Source organism: Vibrio sp. EJY3 (genome assembly GCF_000241385.1).
Lineage (GTDB): Bacteria > Pseudomonadota > Gammaproteobacteria > Enterobacterales > Vibrionaceae > Vibrio > Vibrio natriegens.
Genome location: NC_016614.1, coordinates 579,991 through 602,863, shown reverse-complemented (window position 1 = coordinate 602,863; position 22,873 = coordinate 579,991). Strand labels below are relative to the sequence as shown.

The window sequence follows — 22,873 nt, the reverse complement described above, 5'->3', positions numbered from 1 at the left end:
CCAACCTGAGTCACTGCATCATAGTCAGCCTAATCATAAACCTACAAATTACCCTACCCAACGACTCCAAAGTGGCTGGGTTTGTGCCAACTCTTCCGCCGCACTTGAAGCCTGCGCGCTGAGGAGTGGCGTTCGATGTTTCTCCATCTCAGCATAGCGATGTAATAGCGCTAACGTGTCTTGTGGTGACTGACGTAATGCCTGTTGCAGGCGCTTACACCAAACCTGATGCCGTGACTGATGATACCCTTCTGGCGACTCTGCTGCTTCTCGGCGCAAGTTTTCAACACACTGACCAAGCATCAGAAGCCCGAGCCCTGCACGACCATGCTGCGGCCAGTCCAGACTGGTTTTTCGAGTCATACTCGTTAGCCTAACAACTCTGTGTTTCATACGCGCCTGCCAAAACGGGAAAGACGTAGTATCTGAAGCTAGAGAGGAAAGAGAACGCCACATCGCCTGCATGAGCACTTGTTGTCTGCGAAGCAAATTGGTTGGAAAGATAAGCTTAAATGCCAATAGTGCCAGTGTCGGTCCGGCGATGATTGCGACGCCTTTGATAGCCATTTCGCCTGCATCAGGGGTATAAGGCAAACTTGGTGTCGAGAGCAACAAAAAGATCATCACATAATCCATCGATCCTGACATCACCTTAGGGTAAGCAAACGGAAGTGTGATGAGCAAAATAAACGGAACCATCATAACTAGCATTTGCCATTCCGAGTTCGCCAATGGCCACAACAACAATTGACAGATAGCAGTTGCAGCCACTGCCACCACTTGCCATAAGGTGATGTGTTTCATAATAAGTGCCGGACTCTCAAAGGTAGAGAACAGCGTCACCATTACAGATGTTCCGAGTAAAACGTATGCCCCTATCGGCGAGCCGGTAATAGCCCAACCTGAACCCGCAATAAGGATAAGCGCACTAGTGCGATACATAGCCTGCAAAGCACTTACCCAATCACGATGAAGTACAACGTGATAAGGCGATTGTGTGGTAGTCATTCGACCGTGTTGATTAAATGCGTGCCTACCAGATAACGCTTGTTTCAGTTCAGCCAGTCCGTGAGCGACATGAGGTGTGTTACAGGCTTGAATGGCATAAGTCAGGTTAGATACCACTTGCTCAAGAGGAGATTTCAGATCATGCGCATCAATGACTTTTTGTAAGTAATCCGCCAGCTCATCATTGCGAAGAACAGGACGCTTTTCGGCCAGTATTGTTAAGAGAGAAACATGCGCAAATACCACAGCACGCATGGATTGGACGGCACGACGAGAACGAAGTGAGCCTGCGCTATGTGGATCTAACGCTTCTTCAATTTGTGAAGCTTCCAATAGAAGTTGTTCGACGGACTGAGAAAGCGGCTCTTGTCGAACCTGTTGCTGCAACGCACGCAGTACGGATACCGTCAGAGTTCGAAGTCGCCAGATCAGCGCGTCCTCGTCACTTCGATGGGCGAACACAAGGCCGACCACAAGTGCCACAATGACACCAGTGAGAACTGTGAGAAGGCGGTCCGCGCCAAGCGTCCAGATGCTTTGGTGGTTGACCTCACTTAAAAGCACAACCAGTGAAGCAGAATAGCCAGACAGTAAGGTACAGTAGCTAAACAAACCATGGATGACATTACCTGCGGCTGTACATAGACCAACCCATAATGCCAAGCCGATAACCAGCAAAAATAACTGGTCACCGCAAAGATGCATTAAAGCCAACCCAACTAGCGTACCGATAAGTGTTCCCAGAATACGGAATAGCCCTTTCTCTATCAGCATGCCCCGCCCTGGCTGGGAGGCTGCCCAAACAGACATCGCTGCCCAGGATGGGTGATCTAACCCGAGTAACCATCCAATAAATAACGCCACACAAGACGCAACGGCCGTCCTAAACGCAAAACTAAGACGGCTGGTATCGAATCCCCAGTGTACTAATCTCTCCAGCATTCGGCCTCTCACTACTTAACTTTTAAAACGAGTGGTTAACTTATTCAATACGCCCAGCATGGTGTTTATCTCCTCATCAGAAATATCAGACAGCATATCTTCTTCAATTTCTTGCAAATGGCCACGTAACACCGAAACCTGCTGGCGACCCTCACTCGTTAAATAAATTCGTTTTGTCCGACGATCATGTTGGTCGGCTTGGCGAGTGATGAAGCCTTTCTTTTCTAAGCTATCGAGAAGGCGAACCAGTGATGAGCCTTCTATGCCAACAGAAGATGCCAACGCTTTTTGACTGATACCATCACCAAACTCGTCTAAGTGCAAAAGCGGTGACCAACTCACATCGGTAAAACCTACCTGAGCTAGTCGTTGGTCGATGTGTCTTCGCCATAAACGGGAGGTAATCGAAAATTGAATACCGAATTTTAATCTGCTCATAATAACTTCAATTAATATAATTTGAATTCAAACCATTTGAAATGATAACAGCATTCTTGCAGAGATCAATCTCTCTGTCGTGATCGTCGCGCTTGGTACTTACGTGCTTTGATTAAGCAGATTTAACACTGAGAACAAGGAAATTATTGAGCCTCTCCCTCCTCTCTATGCCACACCATGAATATTTTTCATGTGCCACATTAAGTAAAAGCGTTTTAATTCATGTGGCACGAAGGGTATAAAAAACACTCTATCTATAACTCAAAATAATATTGAATTTGAATCTCTACTCGATTTTTTGTCACTAACAACAAAGATAACGTCAGAAAAAATTTAGAAAGTACAGAGATAGCTAGGAATAAGTTCAGGTTTACCTTAGGTATAGGATGTCAGCTCAAAATGAATAAAGACTTTACATTTACGATTAATAGCATTTGCTTTGATGAAAATTATCAGCCTTCTGATAACACACGTATCACGACAAACTTTGCCAACTTGGCTAGAGGTGAGAGTCGTCAAGAGAACTTACGCAACACCTTAAAGATGATTAACAATCGATTTAACGCCTTAGCGAGCTGGGATAATCCCGCTGGCGATCGTTATTCAGTAGAACTGGAAATAATTTCTGTTGATCTGGATATTGAAGGCAGCGGTCAAACCTTCCCCTCGATTGAAATATTAAAAACGAACTTTGTTGATCATAAAACTAATGAGCGTATTGAAGGCATTGTTGGCAATAACTTTTCTTCTTATGTTCGAGATTATGATTTTAGCGTATTACTTTTGGATCATAACAAGAACCAAAATCAATTTAGCATTCCAGATAACTTTGGCGATTTACATGGCAAGATATTCAAGAGCTTCGTAGATTCAGATACTTACAAGAAAAACTTCAAAAAAACGCCGGTTATCTGCTTGAGTGTTTCAGACAACAAAGTCTATCAACGTACAGAGAACCATCATCCTGTGCTGGGCTTTGAGTACCAACCTAATGAGTCTTCTTTGACTGAACAGTACTTCAAGAAAATGGGCTTACAGGTTCGCTATTTTATGCCACCAAATAGTGTCGCGCCTTTAGCTTTCTACTTTTTTGGTGATCTACTCAATGATTACACCAATCTTGAGCTCATTAGTACGATCAGTACGATGGAGACCTTCCAGAAAATATATCGTCCTGAGATTTATAATGCTAATTCGACGGCAGGAAAGCGCTATCAGCCAAACTTGAATAACCTGGATCATTCATTAACTCAAATTGTTTATGACCGAGAAGAACGTAGCCAGTTAGCTATTCAACAGGGCAAGTTTACTGAAGAACATTTCATCAAACCATATAAAACAATTCTTGAGAATTGGTCAGTTAACTACGCTTTATAATCAACGAATATAGACAGCAGCCTTTATTATGAAAAAATTATTACCTACTTCGACGTCAGGCAGTTTACCTAAACCTTCTTGGCTCGCTCAACCTGAAACACTTTGGTCACCTTGGAAATTACAAGGTGAAGAACTAACGGCCGGTAAAGAAGATGCGTTACGTATTTCTTTGCAGGAACAACAATTCGCAGATATTGATATTGTTAGCGATGGCGAACAAACGCGACAACACTTTGTAACGACGTTTATTGAGCATCTCAGCGGCGTTGATTTTGAGAATCGCAAAACGGTTAAAATTCGTGATCGCTATGATGCGAGTGTTCCAACCGTAGTGGGCCCTGTTTCTCGCCAAAAGCCAGTTTTTGTCGAAGATGCTAAGTTCTTGCGCCAGCAGACCGATAAACCCATCAAATGGGCATTGCCAGGTCCTATGACGATGATTGATACGCTATACGATGATCATTATAAAAGTCGTGAAAAACTGGCTTGGGAATTTGCCAAAATACTCAACCAAGAAGCAAAAGAACTCGAAGCTGCGGGTGTGGACATCATCCAATTTGACGAGCCTGCGTTTAATGTGTTCTTTGACGAAGTCAATGATTGGGGAATCGCAGCATTAGAAAGAGCCATTGAAGGCCTGAAATGTGAAACGGTTGTCCACATATGCTATGGCTATGGCATCAAAGCCAATACCGACTGGAAAAAAACGTTGGGCTCTGAGTGGCGTCAATACGAAGAAGTCTTTCCAAAGCTGCAAAAATCTAATATCGATATCATCTCATTAGAATGTCACAACTCTCGAGTGCCTATCGAGTTACTCGGACTTCTTCGTGGTAAAAAAGTGATGGTTGGGGCAATTGATGTCGCAACCGATACGATTGAGACACCAGAGGAAGTCGCCGATACGTTGAGAAAAGCACTTGAGTTTGTTGATGCCGATAAGCTTTACCCTTGCACCAACTGCGGTATGGCACCGTTGTCTCGACAAATAGCGAGAGGCAAACTTAATGCCCTAAGTGCCGGAGCGGACATCGTTAGAAGAGAACTATTGGCTTAACCGTTCTCAAACTAAAGCGAGGGTTACCGTGTTCGAACTGGATGGATTCTGAATCCATTGTCCAACTGGTAACCCTTCATCAAATGTGATTGTCTATCTTTGCCTTTAGAATTAGGCTTGGGCAAACAGATAGAAATCTGAGTAATCTAAGGTTTCGGCCTAATCTAACGGTCGATTATCAGCGAAAAATCGTTTGATACTCTCCCGTTTTCTTATTGATAACATGCTGTTCTCTCACTTGTTCGGTACCCTTTTCATTAATATCATCGACCCAGTAACCGTCGTAACTATTAACACAAGTGACGGATTCACCGCTGTTCCACGAGTCGTATACTGACACGTTATCAACTCTCATGCCGTGCCCTTTAAGGATATCAGCGTATTTTGCCCCAAAGTCCAAACAAAACTGAATGCGTTCATCAATCATGGCCTGACGTTTAGCAGCTTGCTCTTGTTCTCTTTTCTCGCGCTCTAAATTTTGGCGTCTTTGCTCTTCTTGTGCCACTTGCTCGGTCAGGCTAGCCAGAACTGCAGTCTTGTTGTTGCCACTAAACCTGCGGTGTAGATAAATCTCTGAACTCTCGTCATACGCAATGGCGTAACCCGTATCAGTAGCTCCGACAACACTACAGGTCAGAACACCACCCTTAAAATCTTCAGCAACAACTGGCAACTGGTTTAAAACGAGCGATGACACTGACATTGATGGTTGGAACTCTTTATCTTGAGTGACGACTAGTCTACCGAGCTCTTCACACTTTTCTACGTGTACATCCGATAAAACAGGATTACTAGTAGATGTCGTAACACACCCTGCTAGGCTAATTAACACAGCCAAGGAGATAATTTTTTTCATATACAGTCTTTTACTCAGCGCTACTCGCACAAATATTGAAGCTCGAAGGTATTACATCAGTCTTTACTGTGGATGTATAGTTTGCTTTCCGTTTCATACACGGTTTTTAATCAAGTCAGCCAAAGCAATCGATTCCCCGAGACAAAGAACTAAAATGCACTGTAAGTCAGCAGCATTGCTCTCTTTGCCGATGTAATTTTGCCTTCTTTACATAATCGTCGCCGTCATCTTATCAACATAGTTGCAACTTAGGGAGTGCTGAACGCCATTTTTTAGCTCTAACAACCAGTTAACTTATAAAAAGAACAACATCCTACCAAATGACAGGCAACATTGCTTTCAATGCCACTCCTGCACCTACGATACCTCATCATCATTTGACCATTCGGAGCCAATGCATTCGAAGTCAACAAATGGTTGCAAGAAATTACCTGTCCCTCAGAGGCCTAAGCCAAGCGAGACTGTGGCTAATTTATACGATCAGGAATTCGCTCTCGCCAAAATAACAAAAAAGCCATGGCACTTGACCATGGCTTTGAACGAGATAAAAGTTAGACGTTAGATAAAAGTCAGGCTGCAGTCTTATCCCCATACACCTTCTGTCGGCTCGACTACGCTCTCGCAATAATTGAGCGCAGGTGTTCTGTCTTCTGATAACAAAAGTGGCCCATCAATATCGACCCATCGAGCTTGTTGAGCGAGAAGCAGTGCCGGAGCCATAGCAAGAGAAGTCCCAATCATGCACCCGACCATCACTTCAAAGCCCATCTCCTGCGCATCTTTAAGCAAAGCCAATGCTTCTGTCATGCCACCGGTTTTGTCCAGTTTAATATTCACCGCCTGATAGCGTCCTTTCAAAGCAGCTAGCGAGGAACGATCAATACAAGACTCATCCGCGGTAATGGGCAACAACGGCGTGATCGTTTCCAGTAAGTGCTCTTCTTCAAACGACAACGGCTGCTCAACCATTTCCACACCGAGTTCAGCGAGAACTGGCAAGTACTCACACAGCTGTGCAAAGCTCCAACCGGTGTTGGCATCAATCACCAAACGGGTATTAGGCGCTGCCTCACGTACTGCACGGACACGTTCTAAGTCACCGTCGCGACCGAGTTTTAGCTTCAGAATTGGGCGATGTTTTTGCGCTTCAGCCGCTTTGCCCATTTTTTCAGCACTATCGAGTGATAAAGTGAATACCGTTGTTACTGGCTGAGGTGCGTCACTAAAACCCGCCATTTGCCATGCTGGTTGCTGTTTTAGCTTGGCTTCCAATTCAAACAAAGCACAGTCAACGGCATTGCGTGGCGCAGCAGATGGTAACAACTCACCGAGTTCTTCACGGCTGATACCCGACTCTACTGCTTGAACAACAGATTCAACATCCGCCAAGACATCGTAAGGGTAATCGGGCTCGAAGACATTCATCCGTTCGCACTCGCCACGCCCTACGAGTCCATCTTGTTCTATCTCAACAACCACAACTTCACCATGCAGCATCGGATCCATGCGTGAAATGACAAATGGCTCATGCAGTGGCCACCTTTCAACGCGCACACTCATCTTACGCATAGCAAACCTCTTCGATGCCATCGACAATTTTCGCCACGCCTGTACGGACAGGGTCGACCACAGGTACACCAAATTGTTTCTCAATACGTGCAATTTCAGCGAGTGCCTCTTCTTCACTCAAATTCACCGTGTTCAGCGCGATACCACCCAGACGAATATTCGGGTTCGTCACGCGGCCCATCGTAAGGTTAATGTCGATAACCGTCTGTAGATCAGGCACGCTGTAACCTTCCATTTCATCCATTTGCGTGCGACCAGCCTCGTGACAAACGATGATCACATCCGCTTGAGCACCATGTAACAAGCCCAAGCTTACCCCCGCATAAGCTGGATGCAGAAGTGAGCCCTGCCCTTCGATAATGTCCCAATGTTCTGGTGCGTTATCTGGAGAGAGCGTTTCAACCATGCCTGAAATGAAGTCGGAAACCACGGCATCTACAGGCACACCGCTACCTTCAATAAGAATACCGGTTTGGCCAGTGGCGCGGAACGTTGCCGGAATACCGCGTTTTTCCATCTCTCGATGGATCGCTAGCGTGGTAAACATTTTTCCAACACAGCAATCAGTACCAACGCTCAGCAGACGTTTACCAGTGCGCGGAAGGCCTGTGCCACATACCATTGGCCCTTGAGGCACGCGAACATCCAGAAGTTTTTGACCCGTACGTTCAGCTGCTGCAACCAGTTCAGGGATGTCGTTTAGGCGCATGTGTAAACCACTTGCGACGTCCATTCCCGATTCCATCGCTTCAATTAAGATGTCAATCCAAGCCAGTGGCAACGTGCCACCTACGGGTGCTAGGCCAAGAATAAAGGTTTTCGCGCCGCACTCAGCCGCTTCGCGCGGTGACATTTCAGCGATGCCGAGGTCTGCTTTTGCGCCCGGAAGTCGATATTGCGCCAGACACTTTTCTGGTCGCCAGTGAGCCACACCTTTAGCTACTTTCGCCATTAGAAGATCATTTGCATCGCCCAGAAACACCAAATAAGGCGTTTTCAATTCAATCTTGTTCATTGTGTTGATCCTTTTTTAAAGTCAAACGAGCCCACAAGAGTCTTTGCTCCTGTTGCCATCAGGTTGTGGTAGGGTTGAAAAATCAGGTCGTAGCGACAGTCGCTGGCTGTGTGCCTGGCGTTCGCTGGATCTGATGACGATAGAGATAACGTTCTGCCTGACGCCAGGCCATTACAAATACAGTTGCAATCACCAAATACATCGCTGCCGCCAGAAAGTACGTCGAGATATCAAAAGTCTGAGAAAATGCGCGTCGAGTTTGTCCCATCAAGTCCATCACGGTAATCACACTCGCGACTGCGCCGCCTTTGAGCATTAAAATACATTCATTCCCAAGAGCAGGAAAAGCAATACGATACGCAAGCGGCATGACGATGTGTCTGTACAACAAGCTATTATTCATGCCCATTGATTTGGCCGCTTCTATCTCACCTGCATCTACAGACTGAATTGCACCGCGTAATATCTCGGTCTGATATGCCAGTGAGTTGAGGGTGAACACCAATAGCGCACAGTTAACTGGATCGCGGAATAAGCCCCACATTCCCATTTCCATTAGCCAAGGGCGAAACTGACCAGAGCCGTAATAGAGTAAAAACAGCTGAGCAATAAGTGGCGTTCCACGAAAGAAAGAGATAAAGAGCTGTGCTGGCCAACGATAGATGCGTGCCCGCTGAATACGCAATAGTGACATAGGCAATGCCAGCAAAGCCGCTATCGAAACCGAAATAAAGGTGATTTTCAGCGTCATCCATGCCCCATCGAGTAACATAGGAGCGACCTTAGCAATAAAATCTGTCATAGCTTTCTCCTTAGCGACTCACTCGAATACCACGTTTTGAGTGTTGCTCCATTGCTGCCAATAATCTTTCGCAGCACAAGCACACAGCCCAATAGGCTAAACAAACCGTCAGATAGAACAAAAATGGCTTTTTGGTGGCACCTACAGCGATGTTCGCCGCACGCATCAAGTCATCGAGTGCAATGACCGACACCAGAGCGGTATCCTTTAATAAGTTGATCCACAAGTTACCTAACCCCGGCAGAGCCAAACGCAGCAATTGCGGGCGCTCGATCAGCCAGAATATTTGAAGTCTGGACAACGCGAGTGCGTATCCGGCCTCACGCTGACCTTTATCCATCGCTTTCCAGGCACCACGCAGCACCTCTGCCGCGTAGCCGCTAAAGACCAGACCAAGTGCAATCACACCTGCACCAAACGGATTCAGTTCGAAAAAACCGTTGCTAGGGTCAATCCATTTCAGCGTTTTGTTAATCAGCAGACCGACGCCATGGTAGATAATAAATAGAGTCAGCAGCTCCGGAAGCCCGCGCAGTACCGTGGTATAAACATTGGCAAACCAGCGGTGGCTCTTGTTAGTACTTATCGACAGTGCGGCCACGCCCGTGCCCAAAAATAATCCCACAGGCAAAGCACACAGAGCTAACCCCAGAGTCACCACTAAGCCTTTAAGCAGCTCGTCTCCCCAGCCAGTGTCACCCAGACTCAGATACATCAGATAATCCATCGCGTCGCTCTCTTTTTGATTTACTACTCAGTGGCGACATAGGCCGCCACATTTGATCTGACTTATTTCAGAGTCAGTAAGTTAATCGAGAAGAACTCGTCGTTGATTTTCTGATAAGTACCATTTTTGATGATGCTCACTAACGCCTGATCTAAACGTTGGCGAAGTTCCTGATCTTCTTTGCGAAATGCGATACCCACGCCATCACCCACATATTGTCGGTCCATGATCAGGTTGCCAACTTTTTCACAACACGCGCCATCTTCAGAACTTAGCCAGTCCGTCATTGGCATGATGTCGCCCGCTTGAGCGTCAATACGACCACTAACCAAGTCGAGGTTTACTGCATCCTGTGTCGGGTATAAACGCACTTCAGAATCTGGGTATTTCGCTAGCAGGTACTCAGCCTGTGTCGTAGACCCTTGTGCACCAATGATCATGCCTTTCATCGCCTCTGGGGACACATCTTTAATACCTGACTGCTTATCGACAACAAACGTCATCGCAGACGCCTGATACGGAGCGCTGAATGCCACTTGTTGTTTGCGCTCATCGGTAATGAACATGGAAGCCAGAATCATGTCGTATTTACCCGCCAAAAGCGCCGGAATAATACCGTCCCAATCCTGAGCGACGAACTCACATTCGACTTTCATCTCGCTGCAGAGTGCTTTACCGATTTCGATATCGAAACCAGCTAGCTGGCCGTCTGCGGTGTAGTAGTTAAACGGAGGATACGCTCCCTCTGTACCAATTTTGATTGTTTCTGCGTTAACGCCCGCTGAAGCAGCGACGGCCACGGAGGTAGCAAGCAAAGCACCTAAAAATTTTCCTTTTGACATCATGGATTCCCTTCTACTCTTGTTATCGTTTCATTCCAGATTCTCGCTCGCTAAGAAGACATCTCCCTTCTACTTCAGCAAACGGTCACAAAGACAGTATTGAGTATGTGAAAAAAGTAGTTAAAAGCCATAATGATGAATTAGTATGATATACATAGCCTATCGCTATGGGGTGTTCGTTCAAGTAACCATTCAAGGAAAGAAGCACATGCTCAACCCTAAAGACCGCCTTTTACGTAATCTCGACTGGAACTTACTGTATACGTTCTTAACCATTGTTAACGAAGGTGGTATTAGTGCTGCTGCGCGTAAGTTATCGCTCAGCCAACCCAGCGTAAGTAATGCGTTGAAGCGACTTGAAGAGCACGTAGATAAACGGCTCATCCTGCGCAAAAAAGGCGTGTTCTCTCTTACTCTGCACGGGATGCGAGTTTACGAGTATGCCTCATCAGTGAGTCGTATCATTGGCAACATGGCGGATCAATTTGTTGATCAAGCGGATAATATTCAAGGCGAGTTGACGATTGAGATAGCCAGTCATCTGCAGTGCCCGGCGTTTGATGCCACACTGGCGAACTATCACGCGCTGTACCCTAACGTTATTTTTAACGTTAATACCCATCCAAGCGCTGACATCGTCAGTCACGTTGCTGACGGTTTATTGCACATAGGATTGAGTAATAAGAAGATAGCCAAAACAGGCATTCGTTGTGACTTTCTCGGCTACGAACAGATGGGTTTTTATTGCGGACGAACCCACCTGTGCTTTGGACGCGAAGACTTGACCCTCGACGAAATTAAAGGCTTGCCCTACATCTCTTTTGAAAGCGACCAGCCAGGAGAAGGACTGGACGCTATCGCCCACTTTCGTGAACAACAGCAGTTTTGGGGGAAGTTAGTTGCCGTTTCATCCAATGTTGAGGAAGTTCGCCGCATGATCATGGCAGGAATCGGCTTTGGTGCTCTGACTGTCGAAAGCGCCAAACCTTACGTTGCACAAGGACTACTGTGGCCACTTCCTCCCTACGAATCACTGCCCGTAACCGAAATGTACCTAGTAACGCCAGAAACGGTCTCGTTGAGCGATATTGAAGTGCAGTTTGTTAAACTGCTCAAGCAACAAACTCAAGAGTTGGTGCGCGATACCCTTAATGCGATTCAGAGTGCTCATCATCAGCCTCAGGGAGATTAAGTCGTACTACCAATCTCTATAAATATTGAAAATTAACGCAGCCCAGCTAACGCAAGTGTCATCTCTTTTGCCGATATTTCTTGGCAACCTTGTGTATTTTGGCCGCACCATAACGGGGTGAAGTCATCTATGCCTTGGCTTTCAGCTTGCTTGCGAAGTTGCGTCATTTCGATGGAAGCAAATGGGAATTCCGGCACAGACGAGCTCATATAACCCAGATCTCTCATTGCTCGATTGACAATGCCACGCGCTGGTTTTCCAGAAAAAATATTCGTTAATGCGGTATGTTGTGATTTCGTTTCTTTCAGAGCCTGTCTATGCAATGGCGATGTTTGAGCTTCTTTACATAACAGATAAGCCGTTCCGACTTGTACCGCTGTCGCTCCTAGCTGTAAACAAGAATGCACTGAGCGACTGTCAGCAATACCACCTGCGGCTATCACCGGAACGTTGACTCGATTTACAATTTGAGGAAGAAGTGCAACCAACCCCATTTGCGTCGAGATATCTTTGGATAAGAACATCCCGCGGTGTCCACCAGCTTCTATGCCTTGTGCAATGATGCCATCCACTCCGCGAGACTCTAACCAAAGAGCTTCCTCTACCGTCGTCGCAGATGACACGACTTTGGTGCCCCATCGTTTGACTCGCTCTAGCAAGTCACTATCGGGCAGACCAAAATGAAAGCTAATGAACTCAGGAGAAAGCGGTTCAATCGCATCCGCTATCTCATGGCTGAATGGCACCCTGTTCGCTCCACCAGCCGCAAGCTTCATATCTAAATCAAGTTCATCAAAAAACGGTTTTAACTCATTTTGCCAAATCGCTTGGCGCTGTTGATTGAAAGGCGATGCATCATGACAGAAAAAGTTGAGATTAAATGGTTTGCTGGTTGCCGCTTTGATCGCCTCAATTTCACTCACGATTTGATCGATACTCAACATGCCACAAGGTAAGGACCCTAGCCCTCCTGCTTCACTCACAGCAATGGCCAGATTACTTCCTTGGACACCCGCCATCGGCGACTGAATAACGCAAAGTTCGGTACCTAATAAATCCTTATATCTTGTGTTCATTATTTCCCTGCTTCTCTAATGAAGAAAACGAAGCACACATAATGCAACCTTTTGCGCATTCATACAATCCGCGAGTATCGCTGAGGTTCAAGGTTTTAAAGGTTAAGGAGCCATCACATGAAACGGTGAATCAAGGCAAGGTTGGCTAACGCTCCCGAGAAACTTTAATTTCGCCATCAATATGGACATCACGTTGAGGGAATGCGATCTCAATGCCTTTTCGCTCAAAGGCTTCATAAATTTCAAAACGTATCTGACTGGATACCGCACGAATCCCTCCTTCAACCGTTGAATGGATCCAAAAATACGATTCAAAGATAAGAGCGTTATCACCAAAGTCCTGGAAGAATACATCGGGCTCTGGGTTACCAAGCACTTGTTCTTGTTTTAACGTCACTTCTTTCATTAACGACGCGACCAGTTTTACGTCACTTCCATAAGCAACACCGACCACGACAGTGCCTCTTACCAACCTGTCGCAGAGTGTCCAGTTAATGACCACGTTTTCAATCAACTGACTGTTTGGTATTAACATGTGCACACCATCAGTACGTCTGATCCGCGTAGAACGGGTATTAATTTGCTCGACCGTGCCTTTTGCTCCTTCTACTTCCAAAAAGTCACCAATCCTAATCGGCTTTTCACCAATCAAAATCCAGCCACTAATAAAGTTATTAATGATGTTTTGAGCACCAAAACCAAAGCCAATCGCGACAGCACCAGACAGGAAGGCAAACGCGGTAATAGGTACATTAATCAACGAAAGAGTGGTGAGGAAAATAATCCCGAGAGCGATGACGAACAATATCCGCTTAACTAAATGAATAACATTCGGATCTTTCCCTGCTGACGCCATTCTGGACGTAACCGCTTTAATAAGTATTTTGGACAGCCACAAACTAACCAGTATCCAAGTGGGAACCATCAATATTGCCCACAAAGTGATGGGTTGATCATTAAAGGTAAATAAGGTGGTCTCTAGAAAGGAAATGACTTTATCGAACATAGAAGCTCACTTTTATCTTATTGTTTTTGATTAATACAACGCGTGTTAATTAAATTGTAATCCACATAACGACAAATGAAGGTTTTAAGCCTTCTCCGAATCAAAATAGAACCTGTAAATCCGAAAAAGCATCGAAGTGTGCTGATGAGGAGCAAATTTTTCTCAAATATTGTTAAGGCTATCAATAGTCGACTAATGTTAGTGATGTAAAACTTATTTCGGACGTTATTTGTAGAGTTCGGTGAAACGACCTGCAGAACCATAAAAGTACAGAGATGTTCTTGGGCGTTAACCGGTAAAGGAACGCATCATGAGTGAGAACGAGAAAAACAAGCCACAAGGGATTTATAAATATTATGAAAAAAATCCTGAGTCTGCGGATGAGAAAGTCTTTGGACGAGTCAGTCACCCTGACAGACGAGGCTTTTTAAAAGGCGCGGGATTAGCAACGATGGCCGCCGTGCTTGGCGGAGCCATTCCCTTCCACCGAAACATGCCAGCTGGGATTATCCCGGCAGCATTTGCGGAAGGGCTCGATGACGTAATGATTGAAGGTAAAGATGGTCTGACTGTGCTTAACGACAGACCAATGAATGCTGAAACGCCACCTCACCTTCTTAATGACGACATTACGCCTACCCGCCATCATTTCATACGCAACAACGGCATCCCTCCAACCGCAGTCAACGCTGAAGCGTGGAACTTAACCATCGATGGTCTGGTGGACAAACCCATGACACTTACGATTGCCGATCTGAAGAAAAACTTCGATGTGATCGAGCAACAACTTGTCGTGGAATGCGGCGGTAATGGCCGTGCATTCTTCGATCCTAAAGCATCAGGTAATCAATGGACTTATGGTGCGGTTGCCTGTTCAAGCTGGACGGGAGTGAGGCTAGCTGATGTTCTCAAAGCTGCCGGTGTCAAAGACGGTGCGGTTTATACGGCACATTACGGTGCAGATAAACACCTTTCGGGTCAGGAAGGTAAGTTACCAATTTCTCGCGGCGTACCCATTGCCAAGGCGATGGGCGCTGAAAACCTTATCGCTTTCGAACAAAACGGTGAACCTCTTCACCCAATGAATGGTGCGCCTCTACGCTTAGTTGTCCCAGGTTGGCCTGGCTCCTGTTCGCAAAAATGGCTGACACGAATTCAAATCCGCGATCAGGTACATGACGGTCCGAAAATGACAGGGACATCCTATCGTGTGCCTAACAGACCAGTGGCTCCCGGCGAAGAAGTTGCAAAAGAGGATTTTGAAATCATCGAGCGTATGCCGGTGAAATCCCTCATCACGTCACCTCAAACAAACTCACAAGTGGATGGAAACGAGGTTGCGGTGCGCGGTCATGCCTGGTCTGGAGACCGTAAAGTGACAAAAGTTCAGCTTTCGATAGATTTTGGCGCAACATGGATGGATGCTGACCTCGCCGATCCAGCAAACGACGGCGCATGGCAGACCTTTAACGCCAAAGTGAAGTTCCCTCAGCCGGGCTATTATGAAGTTTGGGCGAAAGCGACCGATGATCAGAATGTTAGCCAACCTTTTGCCATCGCTTGGAATCCAAAAGGATACCTAAATAACACCTTTCATCGCGTTGCTTTGGTCGTTAAGGGGTAACCACAGTGAAAAGTCATAACCTTAGAGAGCGGGTCTTCCCGCTCTCTCTATCACTATTAAGCCTTGTTAGTGGGCTTACCTTTGCAAACACAGAGTTAATTGAAGTGGGCGAACAACAAGCAATGGTATGTAAAGCTTGTCACCAATTTGAACCCAATGGCGTCACTGTGGTTGGTCCGCCACTGTGGGGGCTGGCAGAACGTTCTATTGCTAGTTTTGCGGGCTTTAATTACAGCGAGGGAATAAAACAGCATCAAGGCAAATGGGATGCTGAAAAGCTTGATGCATTTTTAGCGTCCCCCACTGAGTTCGCACCAGGCACCAACATGGTGTTTCCGGGAGTGAAAGACCCAGGGGCTCGAGCCGCCATCATCGCGTGGCTTGCGACTAAGAACTCCTCACCTCCTGACTGGGTCACCCCTTCGTCCGGAATGGAAGTAAAATCAGCGGGGGATGGAATCTTAACACCGGGAGAAAACATGGAACTGGTTGCGGCAATATGCTCTGCTTGTCATTCTTTACATATGGTCGCTCAGCAAGGTTTAAGCAGAAAGCGTTGGGATAAAATGCTCGACTGGATGATAGAAGAGCAAGGTATGGAAGAACTCGATGGCGATGATCGTGAAGCTGTTCTTGATTATTTATCTGTCTACTATGGCCAATAATTCTCTTCTTCCAAATAATGCTAGTAAATTCAATTAATAACTTAACAATTAAAACGCCCATATAAATAAGAGTAAACTTTATGGGCCTCAAACTATTTTCATTTATTCACTAGATTGCTTATGCCTATTTTTCAAATTTAATTTTTTATAATAAAAATAAGAGGAAATTTATAAACCGTATTATAAACAAATAATTATAATACTCACTACAACTTATATGAAACTATGTTTATATAGAGTTTAAATTTAACCACCTGCCACAATTAAACAGAAAAACAAAATAAATTTATCTTATTATCAAAGCTTTAAACAAAACTTCCTTATTCATGACTTTCCCATCTCGCGTTTTTCGCTGTGAAAAAAACAAATTGCATATTGTTTTCTTTTTTAAAATAGAAATTTTAAATAAGCAAACTATTTTTGTGCAATTAATTTTATTTCAACTAGTATCTTATCCAATGGTTTTTATCAAGGACTAATTTAAAGACCATTCTGGCCATAACTAAATTTAAACGTGGCCTGTCATTTTATTGTCGTATCCCATTTCGTTATTGATTGTATTAAGAATCTGGGGAACTTATTGTTTCAATAATCAGGAGTTAGACATGAGTTTTAAAAATATTTTGTTATTAACAGCGATAACAGGTGCCTTAGGCTCAACTTCCGCACTAGCAGGCCCATCTGCAAAATTCGCTGCAACATGGAGCACAAATCCGGCACAGATTGTAGCACTCAACTTTGAAAACTATGACACGAATGAAATTGTTGCACCCGAAAAACACGGTCATGTTATTACTACCTTGAAAGTACCTCAAGACAAAGAGCTATTGATTGGCGTTTCTGCTGAGATTGGCATTGTCACTGACACATCAGTCAAAGGTAAAGACGGTGCTTTAGCCAAAGCGATTGCTGATGGACGAGCGACAGTAGTTGTAACGGCAACACCTGTAGGTGGAGGCGAAGAAGTAGAAGCTGTTCCTGGTGAAATTACTCTTTCTCAAAGAATTCAAGAGATGAGTGCAACGTTGGCAGGCGTTATCGAAACATGTGAGCTATCTGTCGAAGGTACTCTTGATGAAAATGGAGACGTAGTAAGCGAAGGCTCCTTAGACGTAACAGAAGATTGTGAAGTTACCGACGAAGAAATAGGCCTAATGCAAGATACTCTCGCAGCACACCACTTTAACTTTATCTTGCCTAATATGGATGCCGGTGAATATGAGATTAAAGCTTACTTTACCACCAAAGCAGGTGTAGGTCTTACTACAGAGGAACTTTCTGATGCCAGTGCTTATGCGAAGGTCTTTGTAGGCAAAACAATGGTGACGGTGCAACAAGTGCGCGCAGCTGCAAACGGCTTATCGGAGTTCGATATCGTTGAATAAAAATTAAAATAGCCAACTAAACCATCGTAGGCCTCTTATTTTCCCAGTAGTAAAGAGGTAAACGATGGTTTTTCAATTCCATGTCCGGTTTACACATCAGGAACGTAAAACATTACTTCTTTTGCCACACCATCCAATACTCTTTACCTTTAAACACGTCGACGCTGTCAGTCACTGGTTCGGATTCTATGAGAGAAAACGACTTATCTAACCGCCTTTCCAACTCGCCGCTGCGCAAACAAAACGGAGGAAAGCGCGATAGATAGTCGTTATCGATAACAAAATAACCCACCAGAAGACCTTTGCTTGGTAATAACCGCTGAATCATTGCAAAGTAATCGTCCCACTTCTCTTTTGGTAATGCGGCTAAAAATGCTCGTTCATAAATCACGTCAAACGGCTCGGAGAATTCAGCACTAAACACATCCCCTAACCTGACGTTATCTTTGTGCCTGCCAAGCTTTGATTGAGCCATTTTCACGGCTTCTTCGCTATAATCCATCGCGACAACATCATGTCCATGATCGACGAACTGTGTTACCTCATACGCTGCACCACAACCGGGAATAAACACAGATTGAGCATCACCGGAGATTTGGCTTAGGTAACGTTTTAGGTCTTCGGGCGCTTGATTTCGATCCCACGGCATTGTGCCTTTGACAAACAAATCATCCCAGAAATTCACATCGATACTTGGTGAGTCTGTCGTTTTCATTGCACTTCCTTTAAATCGGTATTGTTTAACTTAAAAAGGGATACGCGACTTATCTCGGTATCCCTTTTATCCTAGCCTTACCCTGTTATATCTAACGTTGCTAATTGCGTAAATCGTTAATCAGAGGTTGCTCCGCGCTGTTCGGCACAAACTGGACCTTGCCCTTGAGCTTAGTAACAGACTGCAACGTTGCTTGAATATCATCGGCAGAAACGTGACCTTCCTGGCAACAGAATGTAATCGTATCGCTGAAACCATCGCGCTCAATTTTTAACGAGCCGGTAATTTCATGGCGACGGCACACTTCCTGTATCTGGTGCGGATAAACAAATAAGCCTTTAACTTTGACTGCCGAATCGGCGCGCCCCATCCAGCCCTTTATGCGCATATTAGTACGTGGTGAATCAGAGTCTCTTTCGATGTGAGCAGAGAGATCACCGGTTGCGTAGCGAATAAGCGGAAATTTTTCATCCAGAGAAGTCACCACCACCTCACCGATTTCACCTGATTGAACAGGCATACCATCAGGGTCAACGATTTCGACAATGATATCCTCTGCAATCACTAAGCCTTGTTCACCAGAAACCTGATAAGCAATCAAACCAAGTTCGGCGCTCGCATACGCTTGAGACACTGCAATGCCCATGTCTGAAAACGCTTTTTGCATGTCTGCAGTGACCGCTTCTCCAGAAACCAGAGCCTTGTCAATGCTCGGCTTCTCACCATATTGCTCTTGATACTTGGTTAGCAACGTAATTAGGTAAGATGGTGTCCCGGTGTAGCCCGTTGGCTGAAGCTGCTTGATCGCTTCAATCTGCGCTTCACTATTCCCTACTCCAGCCGGAAACACAGCACAGCCGCAGGCTCTCGCCCCGCCATCCATAATGAATCCGCCCGGGGAAAAATGATAAGAGAGTGTGTTGTGGACTAAATCTCCGCGGCGAAACCCAGCCGCGTGAAACGCACGCCCCATACGCCAGAAGTCGGCTTCATCCGTTTGCGCTTCATACAATGGGCCAGGAGATTGAAACACGCGAGCCATATGCCCGATACTGACGCCCCCAAACGGCGGGTTGAGTTGCTGCTGGCTGGGCACATTAAACTTGCGTGTAATCGGCAACTTCGAAATCTCTTCGCGACAACTTACCGCAGTAGGATCAATATCTGCGAATAGTTTGGCGTAATGCTCGCTGTGCGCTTTTGCATTTTCAATCAGTGTCGGCAGACGTTTAAACAGAGATTCTTCTCTCTCTGTTGACGGCAGAGACTCTTTCGCATCGAATAATTCGTTCATCACCACTCCTTACAACCAACGCTTACGACGTTTGTAAGATTTTAAGTTCTTAAAGCTCTTGCGCTCTTCATCGCCGCCACCAAGGTAGAACTCTTTCACGTCTTCATTGTTAAGCAGCTCATGCTTAGTGCCATCGAGCACAATCTTGCCGGATTCCATGATGTAACCATAATCGGCTGCATGAAGAGCAAAGTTCGCGTTCTGCTCCACCAGCAACATGGTAATGCCTTGGTCTTTGTTGATCTTCTCAATGATGCTGAACACTTCTTTCACCAGCAGTGGCGATAGCCCCATCGACGGTTCATCAAGTAAGATCATTTTTGGGCGAGCCATGAGTGCACGGCCAATTGCGAGCATTTGCTGCTCACCGCCAGACAAGTAGCCAGCAAGACCAGTACGTTCTTTGAGTCGAGGGAAGTAGTCGAACACCATTTCGATGTCTTTCTCGACCTCGTTGTCGTTGCGGGTAAACGCCCCTAAACGAAGGTTTTCAATAACTGTCATGTCTTCAACGATTCGACGCCCTTCCATCACCTGGAAGATCCCCGAACGGACAATTTCTTCCGGGCTCTTGTTGTCGATACGCTCGCCCATGAAGGTAATTTCACCGCGAGTCACTTCACCGTCTTCGGTTTTCAACAAACCCGAAATCGCTTTTAGTGTGGTCGATTTACCCGCCCCGTTTGCGCCTAATAGCGTCACGATTTGACCTTTTGGTACTTCAAGGCTCACGCCACGCAGAACCAAGATTACTTCGTCGTAGACCACTTCGATATTGTTCACCGAGAGCAGAATTTCTGCTGGTTCTATATTCGTTGCTAATTCACTCATCAAGCCACTCCTTGTGCAGGTGAGAGTTGCCTCTCACCTATCCTATTCTTAGTAATCGTTATGCTTAGTAAGTAGAAGATTAGTAACCTAACCAATCATCACGACGTGACAATGTAACTTGAGACACTTTCTTGATGTCTACCGCGCCCCCTTGGTTATTACCCATAAACACGTTTACGGTAGTGGTGCCACGGTGATCTTCTGGTTGCCAGTTAGCAGGAATACATACTCCTTCTAGACCTTTTGGTACCCAGTTTTTGTGTACGTACATGCCTTTCTTGATGTTATCACCCGTAATACCACCGTTGTCTTTCGCCCACTCCATCGCTTCTTTCATGTAGAACGCAGAGCACACGCCTCGGATGTAGTGGTGAGTTCGAAACTCTCCCGGTTCCGATTCTGACAGTTTGGAAATTTCCTCTACCAGTTTCATTCCTTCTGTATCATCACCCCAGAATGCGGTCATACCCGGGAAAACGTAGTCTTTCAGACCGTCACCCGCCGCTTCAATAACCGGTTTATCACCGCCCCAGATGTTCGCCATGTATTGGAAGTCGGTGCCGACCGTGTTACACGATTTCACCAGAGAAATAACCGAACCACCTAAGTTTGCGATGTAGCCGTAGTTGGTACCAGACTCTTTAAGCGACAGACATTGCGCTTTGAAATCGCCCGGTTTAAGTGACACAACCACTGGGTTTTGCACTTCAAAGCCCAGTTCTTTGGCATACTCTGCACACGCCTCTTTTGGCGCATTCGGGAACGGGTGGTTATCACCGATGTGAGTAAATTTAGGCGCAGTGGTATTGCCTTTCGCTTCCCAGTCTTCTTTCGCCCATTTCACCAATGCACGACAGGCATCTGAGTAAGAAGCGCCGTAGAAGAAGTTGTACGGAGCAGGTTTGGCTGTTTTCGGGTTTTTACCTGTTGGGTCAGTTAAGTGACCCGAGTAAGATGCCGAAAAGACTGGCACTTTGTCTTTGGTGACAAAAGAGATTAACGCTTCGGTATCCGCCGTACCCCAACCTTGCAGCGCTACCATGTTCTTACGGGCAACCCAACGTTTGTAGTTAGAAATCGCAACTGGCACTTTGTACGCCATATCCACCGTTTCAAATTCTAATTCGGTACCGTTGATGCCGCCATTTTCGTTAATCCACTGCAGTGCATCTCGCACACCAGAGCCGTACGGTTTACTTACATAAGCCGTTGGACCAGAGAAGTCCACCAGATGCCCGACAAATACGGAATCTTTTGCCCAAGATGCGGTAGTAAACAGTGCTGAAGATAGCACCAACGTTGTCGCTAAATGTCCTTTGTTCATAACTCGTTGTCCTTGTTATTGAGGTATATTCCACTTAAGTACACGACGTACCGATTAGTAAGAGAACGGATAATGTTTCCAATATGCTCGAATCTGCTGCCAGCGATGTGACAGCCCTTGAGGTTCGAAAATCAGAAATAGCATGATGACCAGACCAATTGCCATCTCTTTGAAGTAAGCCAGCCCATCAATAAACGAAGTGTTATCGCTAAACGCAGCCAGACCCGTCACGCCAAACTCTAAAACTTCCGGCAGCAATACGATAAATATCGTGCCCATTAATGTGCCTTTTACAGAGCCCAGACCACCGATGATGATCATCGCCAGGAACTGGATAGACATCATGATGGTGAAGCCTTCCGCAGAGACAAAGCCTAAGTAATGACCGTAGAGTGCGCCGCCGATACCTGCGTAGAATGCGCAGACACCAAAAGAGAGCAGACGATACTTGGTCAGGTTGATACCCATGATTTCTGCGGATAAATAGTGATCTCGAACTGAGACAAACGCACGTCCATCACGTGAACGAATCAGGTTCGATGCCCACATGTACATAAAGATCAGCGCAAACAGTGCAACATAGAAGAAGCTTTCATCGGTCGAAAATTCGAAACCAAACAGATTGATTGGGTTTGCACTTGCACCGTATGAACCACCACTGAACCACTCAGCGCGAGCAAAGAAATCTTCTAAGATGAACTGCGCGGCTAAGGTTGCGATTGCGAGGTACAACCCTTTGATACGCGCCGCTGGCAGACCAAAGATCATCCCGACAATCATAGTCAGGTAACCCGCGAGCGGAATGGCAAGCACCACAGGAATGTTGTATTGGTTATTCAGCCATGCCGATGCAAATGCGCCGAAGCCAAAAAACGCACCGTGACCTAACGAAATTTGCCCGGTAAAGCCGACCAGAATGTTCAGACCCAGCGCTGCAATACCCAGATATGCAATCTGAATAAATAGGTTGAGGAAGTAGATATCCAGAACCAGCGGCGCTGCCAACATCGCGATAACACCCGCTATCGCTAGTCTTCTAATGGTTTTGGTTTCAAAAATCGGCGTATCACTTTTGTATGTGGTTCGAAAATCCCCACATGGGCGCATGCTAAGTTGAGCCATGTTATT

Annotated in this window: 21 protein-coding genes; 6 read left to right on the top strand and 15 right to left on the bottom strand. The window is 45.8% G+C overall.

Annotation, left to right across the window (positions count from 1 at the left end):
• Positions 1-48: 48 nt before the first annotated feature.
• Both VEJY3_RS18630 and VEJY3_RS18625 read right to left on the bottom strand, forming a co-directional pair.
• Positions 49-1,950, bottom strand: coding sequence for an FUSC family protein (locus VEJY3_RS18630; protein WP_014233966.1), 1,902 nt, complete (start codon positions 1,948-1,950; stop codon positions 49-51).
• Positions 1,951-1,965: 15 nt separating this feature from the next.
• Positions 1,966-2,388, bottom strand: coding sequence for a MarR family winged helix-turn-helix transcriptional regulator (locus VEJY3_RS18625; protein WP_014233965.1), 423 nt, complete (start codon positions 2,386-2,388; stop codon positions 1,966-1,968).
• Between the two features lie 399 nt (positions 2,389-2,787).
• Between VEJY3_RS18625 and VEJY3_RS18620 the strand changes: the two genes are divergently transcribed.
• Both VEJY3_RS18620 and VEJY3_RS18615 read left to right on the top strand, forming a co-directional pair.
• Entirely contained in the window at positions 2,788-3,765 is a 978-nt protein-coding gene (locus VEJY3_RS18620) for a DUF1852 domain-containing protein (protein ID WP_014233964.1), read from the top strand.
• Positions 3,766-3,793: 28 nt separating this feature from the next.
• Positions 3,794-4,822: a methionine synthase gene (locus tag VEJY3_RS18615; protein ID WP_014233963.1), complete on the top strand. Its 1,029-nt coding sequence runs from the start codon at positions 3,794-3,796 to the stop codon at positions 4,820-4,822.
• Between the two features lie 178 nt (positions 4,823-5,000).
• Here the strand turns inward: VEJY3_RS18615 and VEJY3_RS18610 are convergent, their stop codons facing one another.
• The 6 genes from VEJY3_RS18610 to VEJY3_RS18585 all read right to left on the bottom strand — a co-directional run bounded on the left by VEJY3_RS18610 (position 5,001) and on the right by VEJY3_RS18585 (position 10,633).
• Positions 5,001-5,678 carry a hypothetical protein gene (locus tag VEJY3_RS18610; protein ID WP_014233962.1) on the bottom strand — a complete coding sequence of 226 codons (678 nt, stop codon included), beginning with the start codon at positions 5,676-5,678 and terminating at the stop codon, positions 5,001-5,003.
• Between the two features lie 582 nt (positions 5,679-6,260).
• Positions 6,261-7,247, bottom strand: coding sequence for an N-acetyl-D-Glu racemase DgcA (dgcA, locus tag VEJY3_RS18605; protein ID WP_014233961.1), 987 nt, complete (start codon positions 7,245-7,247; stop codon positions 6,261-6,263).
• Positions 7,240-8,262 (bottom strand): N-acetyltransferase DgcN, encoded by a 1,023-nt coding sequence (gene dgcN, locus VEJY3_RS18600; RefSeq protein ID WP_014233960.1) that lies wholly within the window; start codon positions 8,260-8,262, stop codon positions 7,240-7,242. The genes dgcA and dgcN overlap by 8 nt, the downstream gene beginning before the upstream one ends.
• An 82-nt stretch (positions 8,263-8,344) precedes the next feature.
• Positions 8,345-9,064 (bottom strand): ABC transporter permease, encoded by a 720-nt coding sequence (locus VEJY3_RS18595; RefSeq protein ID WP_014233959.1) that lies wholly within the window; start codon positions 9,062-9,064, stop codon positions 8,345-8,347.
• Positions 9,065-9,074: 10 nt separating this feature from the next.
• On the bottom strand, positions 9,075-9,791 hold the full coding sequence (locus VEJY3_RS18590) for an ABC transporter permease (protein ID WP_014233958.1): 717 nt from the start codon (positions 9,789-9,791) through the stop codon (positions 9,075-9,077).
• Between the two features lie 62 nt (positions 9,792-9,853).
• Positions 9,854-10,633, bottom strand: coding sequence for an ABC transporter substrate-binding protein (locus VEJY3_RS18585; RefSeq protein WP_014233957.1), 780 nt, complete (start codon positions 10,631-10,633; stop codon positions 9,854-9,856).
• A 145-nt stretch (positions 10,634-10,778) separates the two neighbouring features.
• Here VEJY3_RS18585 and VEJY3_RS18580 point away from each other — a divergent pair, with 145 nt between their 5' ends.
• A complete protein-coding gene (locus VEJY3_RS18580; RefSeq protein WP_237708195.1) occupies positions 10,779-11,825 on the top strand; it encodes a LysR family transcriptional regulator in 1,047 nt (348 codons plus the stop codon).
• A gap of 32 nt (positions 11,826-11,857) precedes the next feature.
• Here VEJY3_RS18580 and VEJY3_RS18575 read toward each other — a convergent pair whose 3' ends face one another.
• Complete coding sequence (locus VEJY3_RS18575; protein WP_014233955.1) at positions 11,858-12,901, bottom strand: nitronate monooxygenase family protein; 1,044 nt, start codon at positions 12,899-12,901, stop codon at positions 11,858-11,860.
• A gap of 145 nt (positions 12,902-13,046) precedes the next feature.
• Positions 13,047-13,907 carry a mechanosensitive ion channel family protein gene (locus tag VEJY3_RS18570; RefSeq protein WP_014233954.1) on the bottom strand — a complete coding sequence of 287 codons (861 nt, stop codon included), beginning with the start codon at positions 13,905-13,907 and terminating at the stop codon, positions 13,047-13,049.
• A 310-nt stretch (positions 13,908-14,217) separates the two neighbouring features.
• Between VEJY3_RS18570 and VEJY3_RS18565 the strand changes: the two genes are divergently transcribed.
• From VEJY3_RS18565 to VEJY3_RS18555, 3 genes are all read left to right on the top strand, one after another.
• Positions 14,218-15,531 (top strand): molybdopterin-dependent oxidoreductase, encoded by a 1,314-nt coding sequence (locus VEJY3_RS18565; RefSeq protein WP_014233953.1) that lies wholly within the window; start codon positions 14,218-14,220, stop codon positions 15,529-15,531.
• A 5-nt stretch (positions 15,532-15,536) separates the two neighbouring features.
• A complete protein-coding gene (locus VEJY3_RS18560; RefSeq protein WP_014233952.1) occupies positions 15,537-16,196 on the top strand; it encodes a cytochrome c family protein in 660 nt (219 codons plus the stop codon).
• Between the two features lie 605 nt (positions 16,197-16,801).
• Positions 16,802-17,581 carry a hypothetical protein gene (locus VEJY3_RS18555; RefSeq protein WP_014233951.1) on the top strand — a complete coding sequence of 260 codons (780 nt, stop codon included), beginning with the start codon at positions 16,802-16,804 and terminating at the stop codon, positions 17,579-17,581.
• 112 nt (positions 17,582-17,693) lie between these two features.
• On the opposite strand, the gene VEJY3_RS18550 is transcribed toward VEJY3_RS18555, so the two are convergent.
• From VEJY3_RS18550 to VEJY3_RS18530, 5 genes are all read right to left on the bottom strand, one after another.
• Positions 17,694-18,296 (bottom strand): methyltransferase domain-containing protein, encoded by a 603-nt coding sequence (locus VEJY3_RS18550; RefSeq protein ID WP_014233950.1) that lies wholly within the window; start codon positions 18,294-18,296, stop codon positions 17,694-17,696.
• Between the two features lie 100 nt (positions 18,297-18,396).
• Positions 18,397-19,590 carry a phenylacetate--CoA ligase family protein gene (locus VEJY3_RS18545; RefSeq protein WP_014233949.1) on the bottom strand — a complete coding sequence of 398 codons (1,194 nt, stop codon included), beginning with the start codon at positions 19,588-19,590 and terminating at the stop codon, positions 18,397-18,399.
• Between the two features lie 9 nt (positions 19,591-19,599).
• Positions 19,600-20,421 (bottom strand): ABC transporter ATP-binding protein, encoded by an 822-nt coding sequence (locus tag VEJY3_RS18540; RefSeq protein ID WP_014233948.1) that lies wholly within the window; start codon positions 20,419-20,421, stop codon positions 19,600-19,602.
• 79 nt (positions 20,422-20,500) lie between these two features.
• On the bottom strand, positions 20,501-21,745 hold the full coding sequence (locus tag VEJY3_RS18535) for an ABC transporter substrate-binding protein (protein WP_014233947.1): 1,245 nt from the start codon (positions 21,743-21,745) through the stop codon (positions 20,501-20,503).
• A gap of 54 nt (positions 21,746-21,799) precedes the next feature.
• A complete protein-coding gene (locus VEJY3_RS18530; protein ID WP_014233946.1) occupies positions 21,800-22,867 on the bottom strand; it encodes a branched-chain amino acid ABC transporter permease in 1,068 nt (355 codons plus the stop codon).
• Positions 22,868-22,873: the final 6 nt, after the last annotated feature.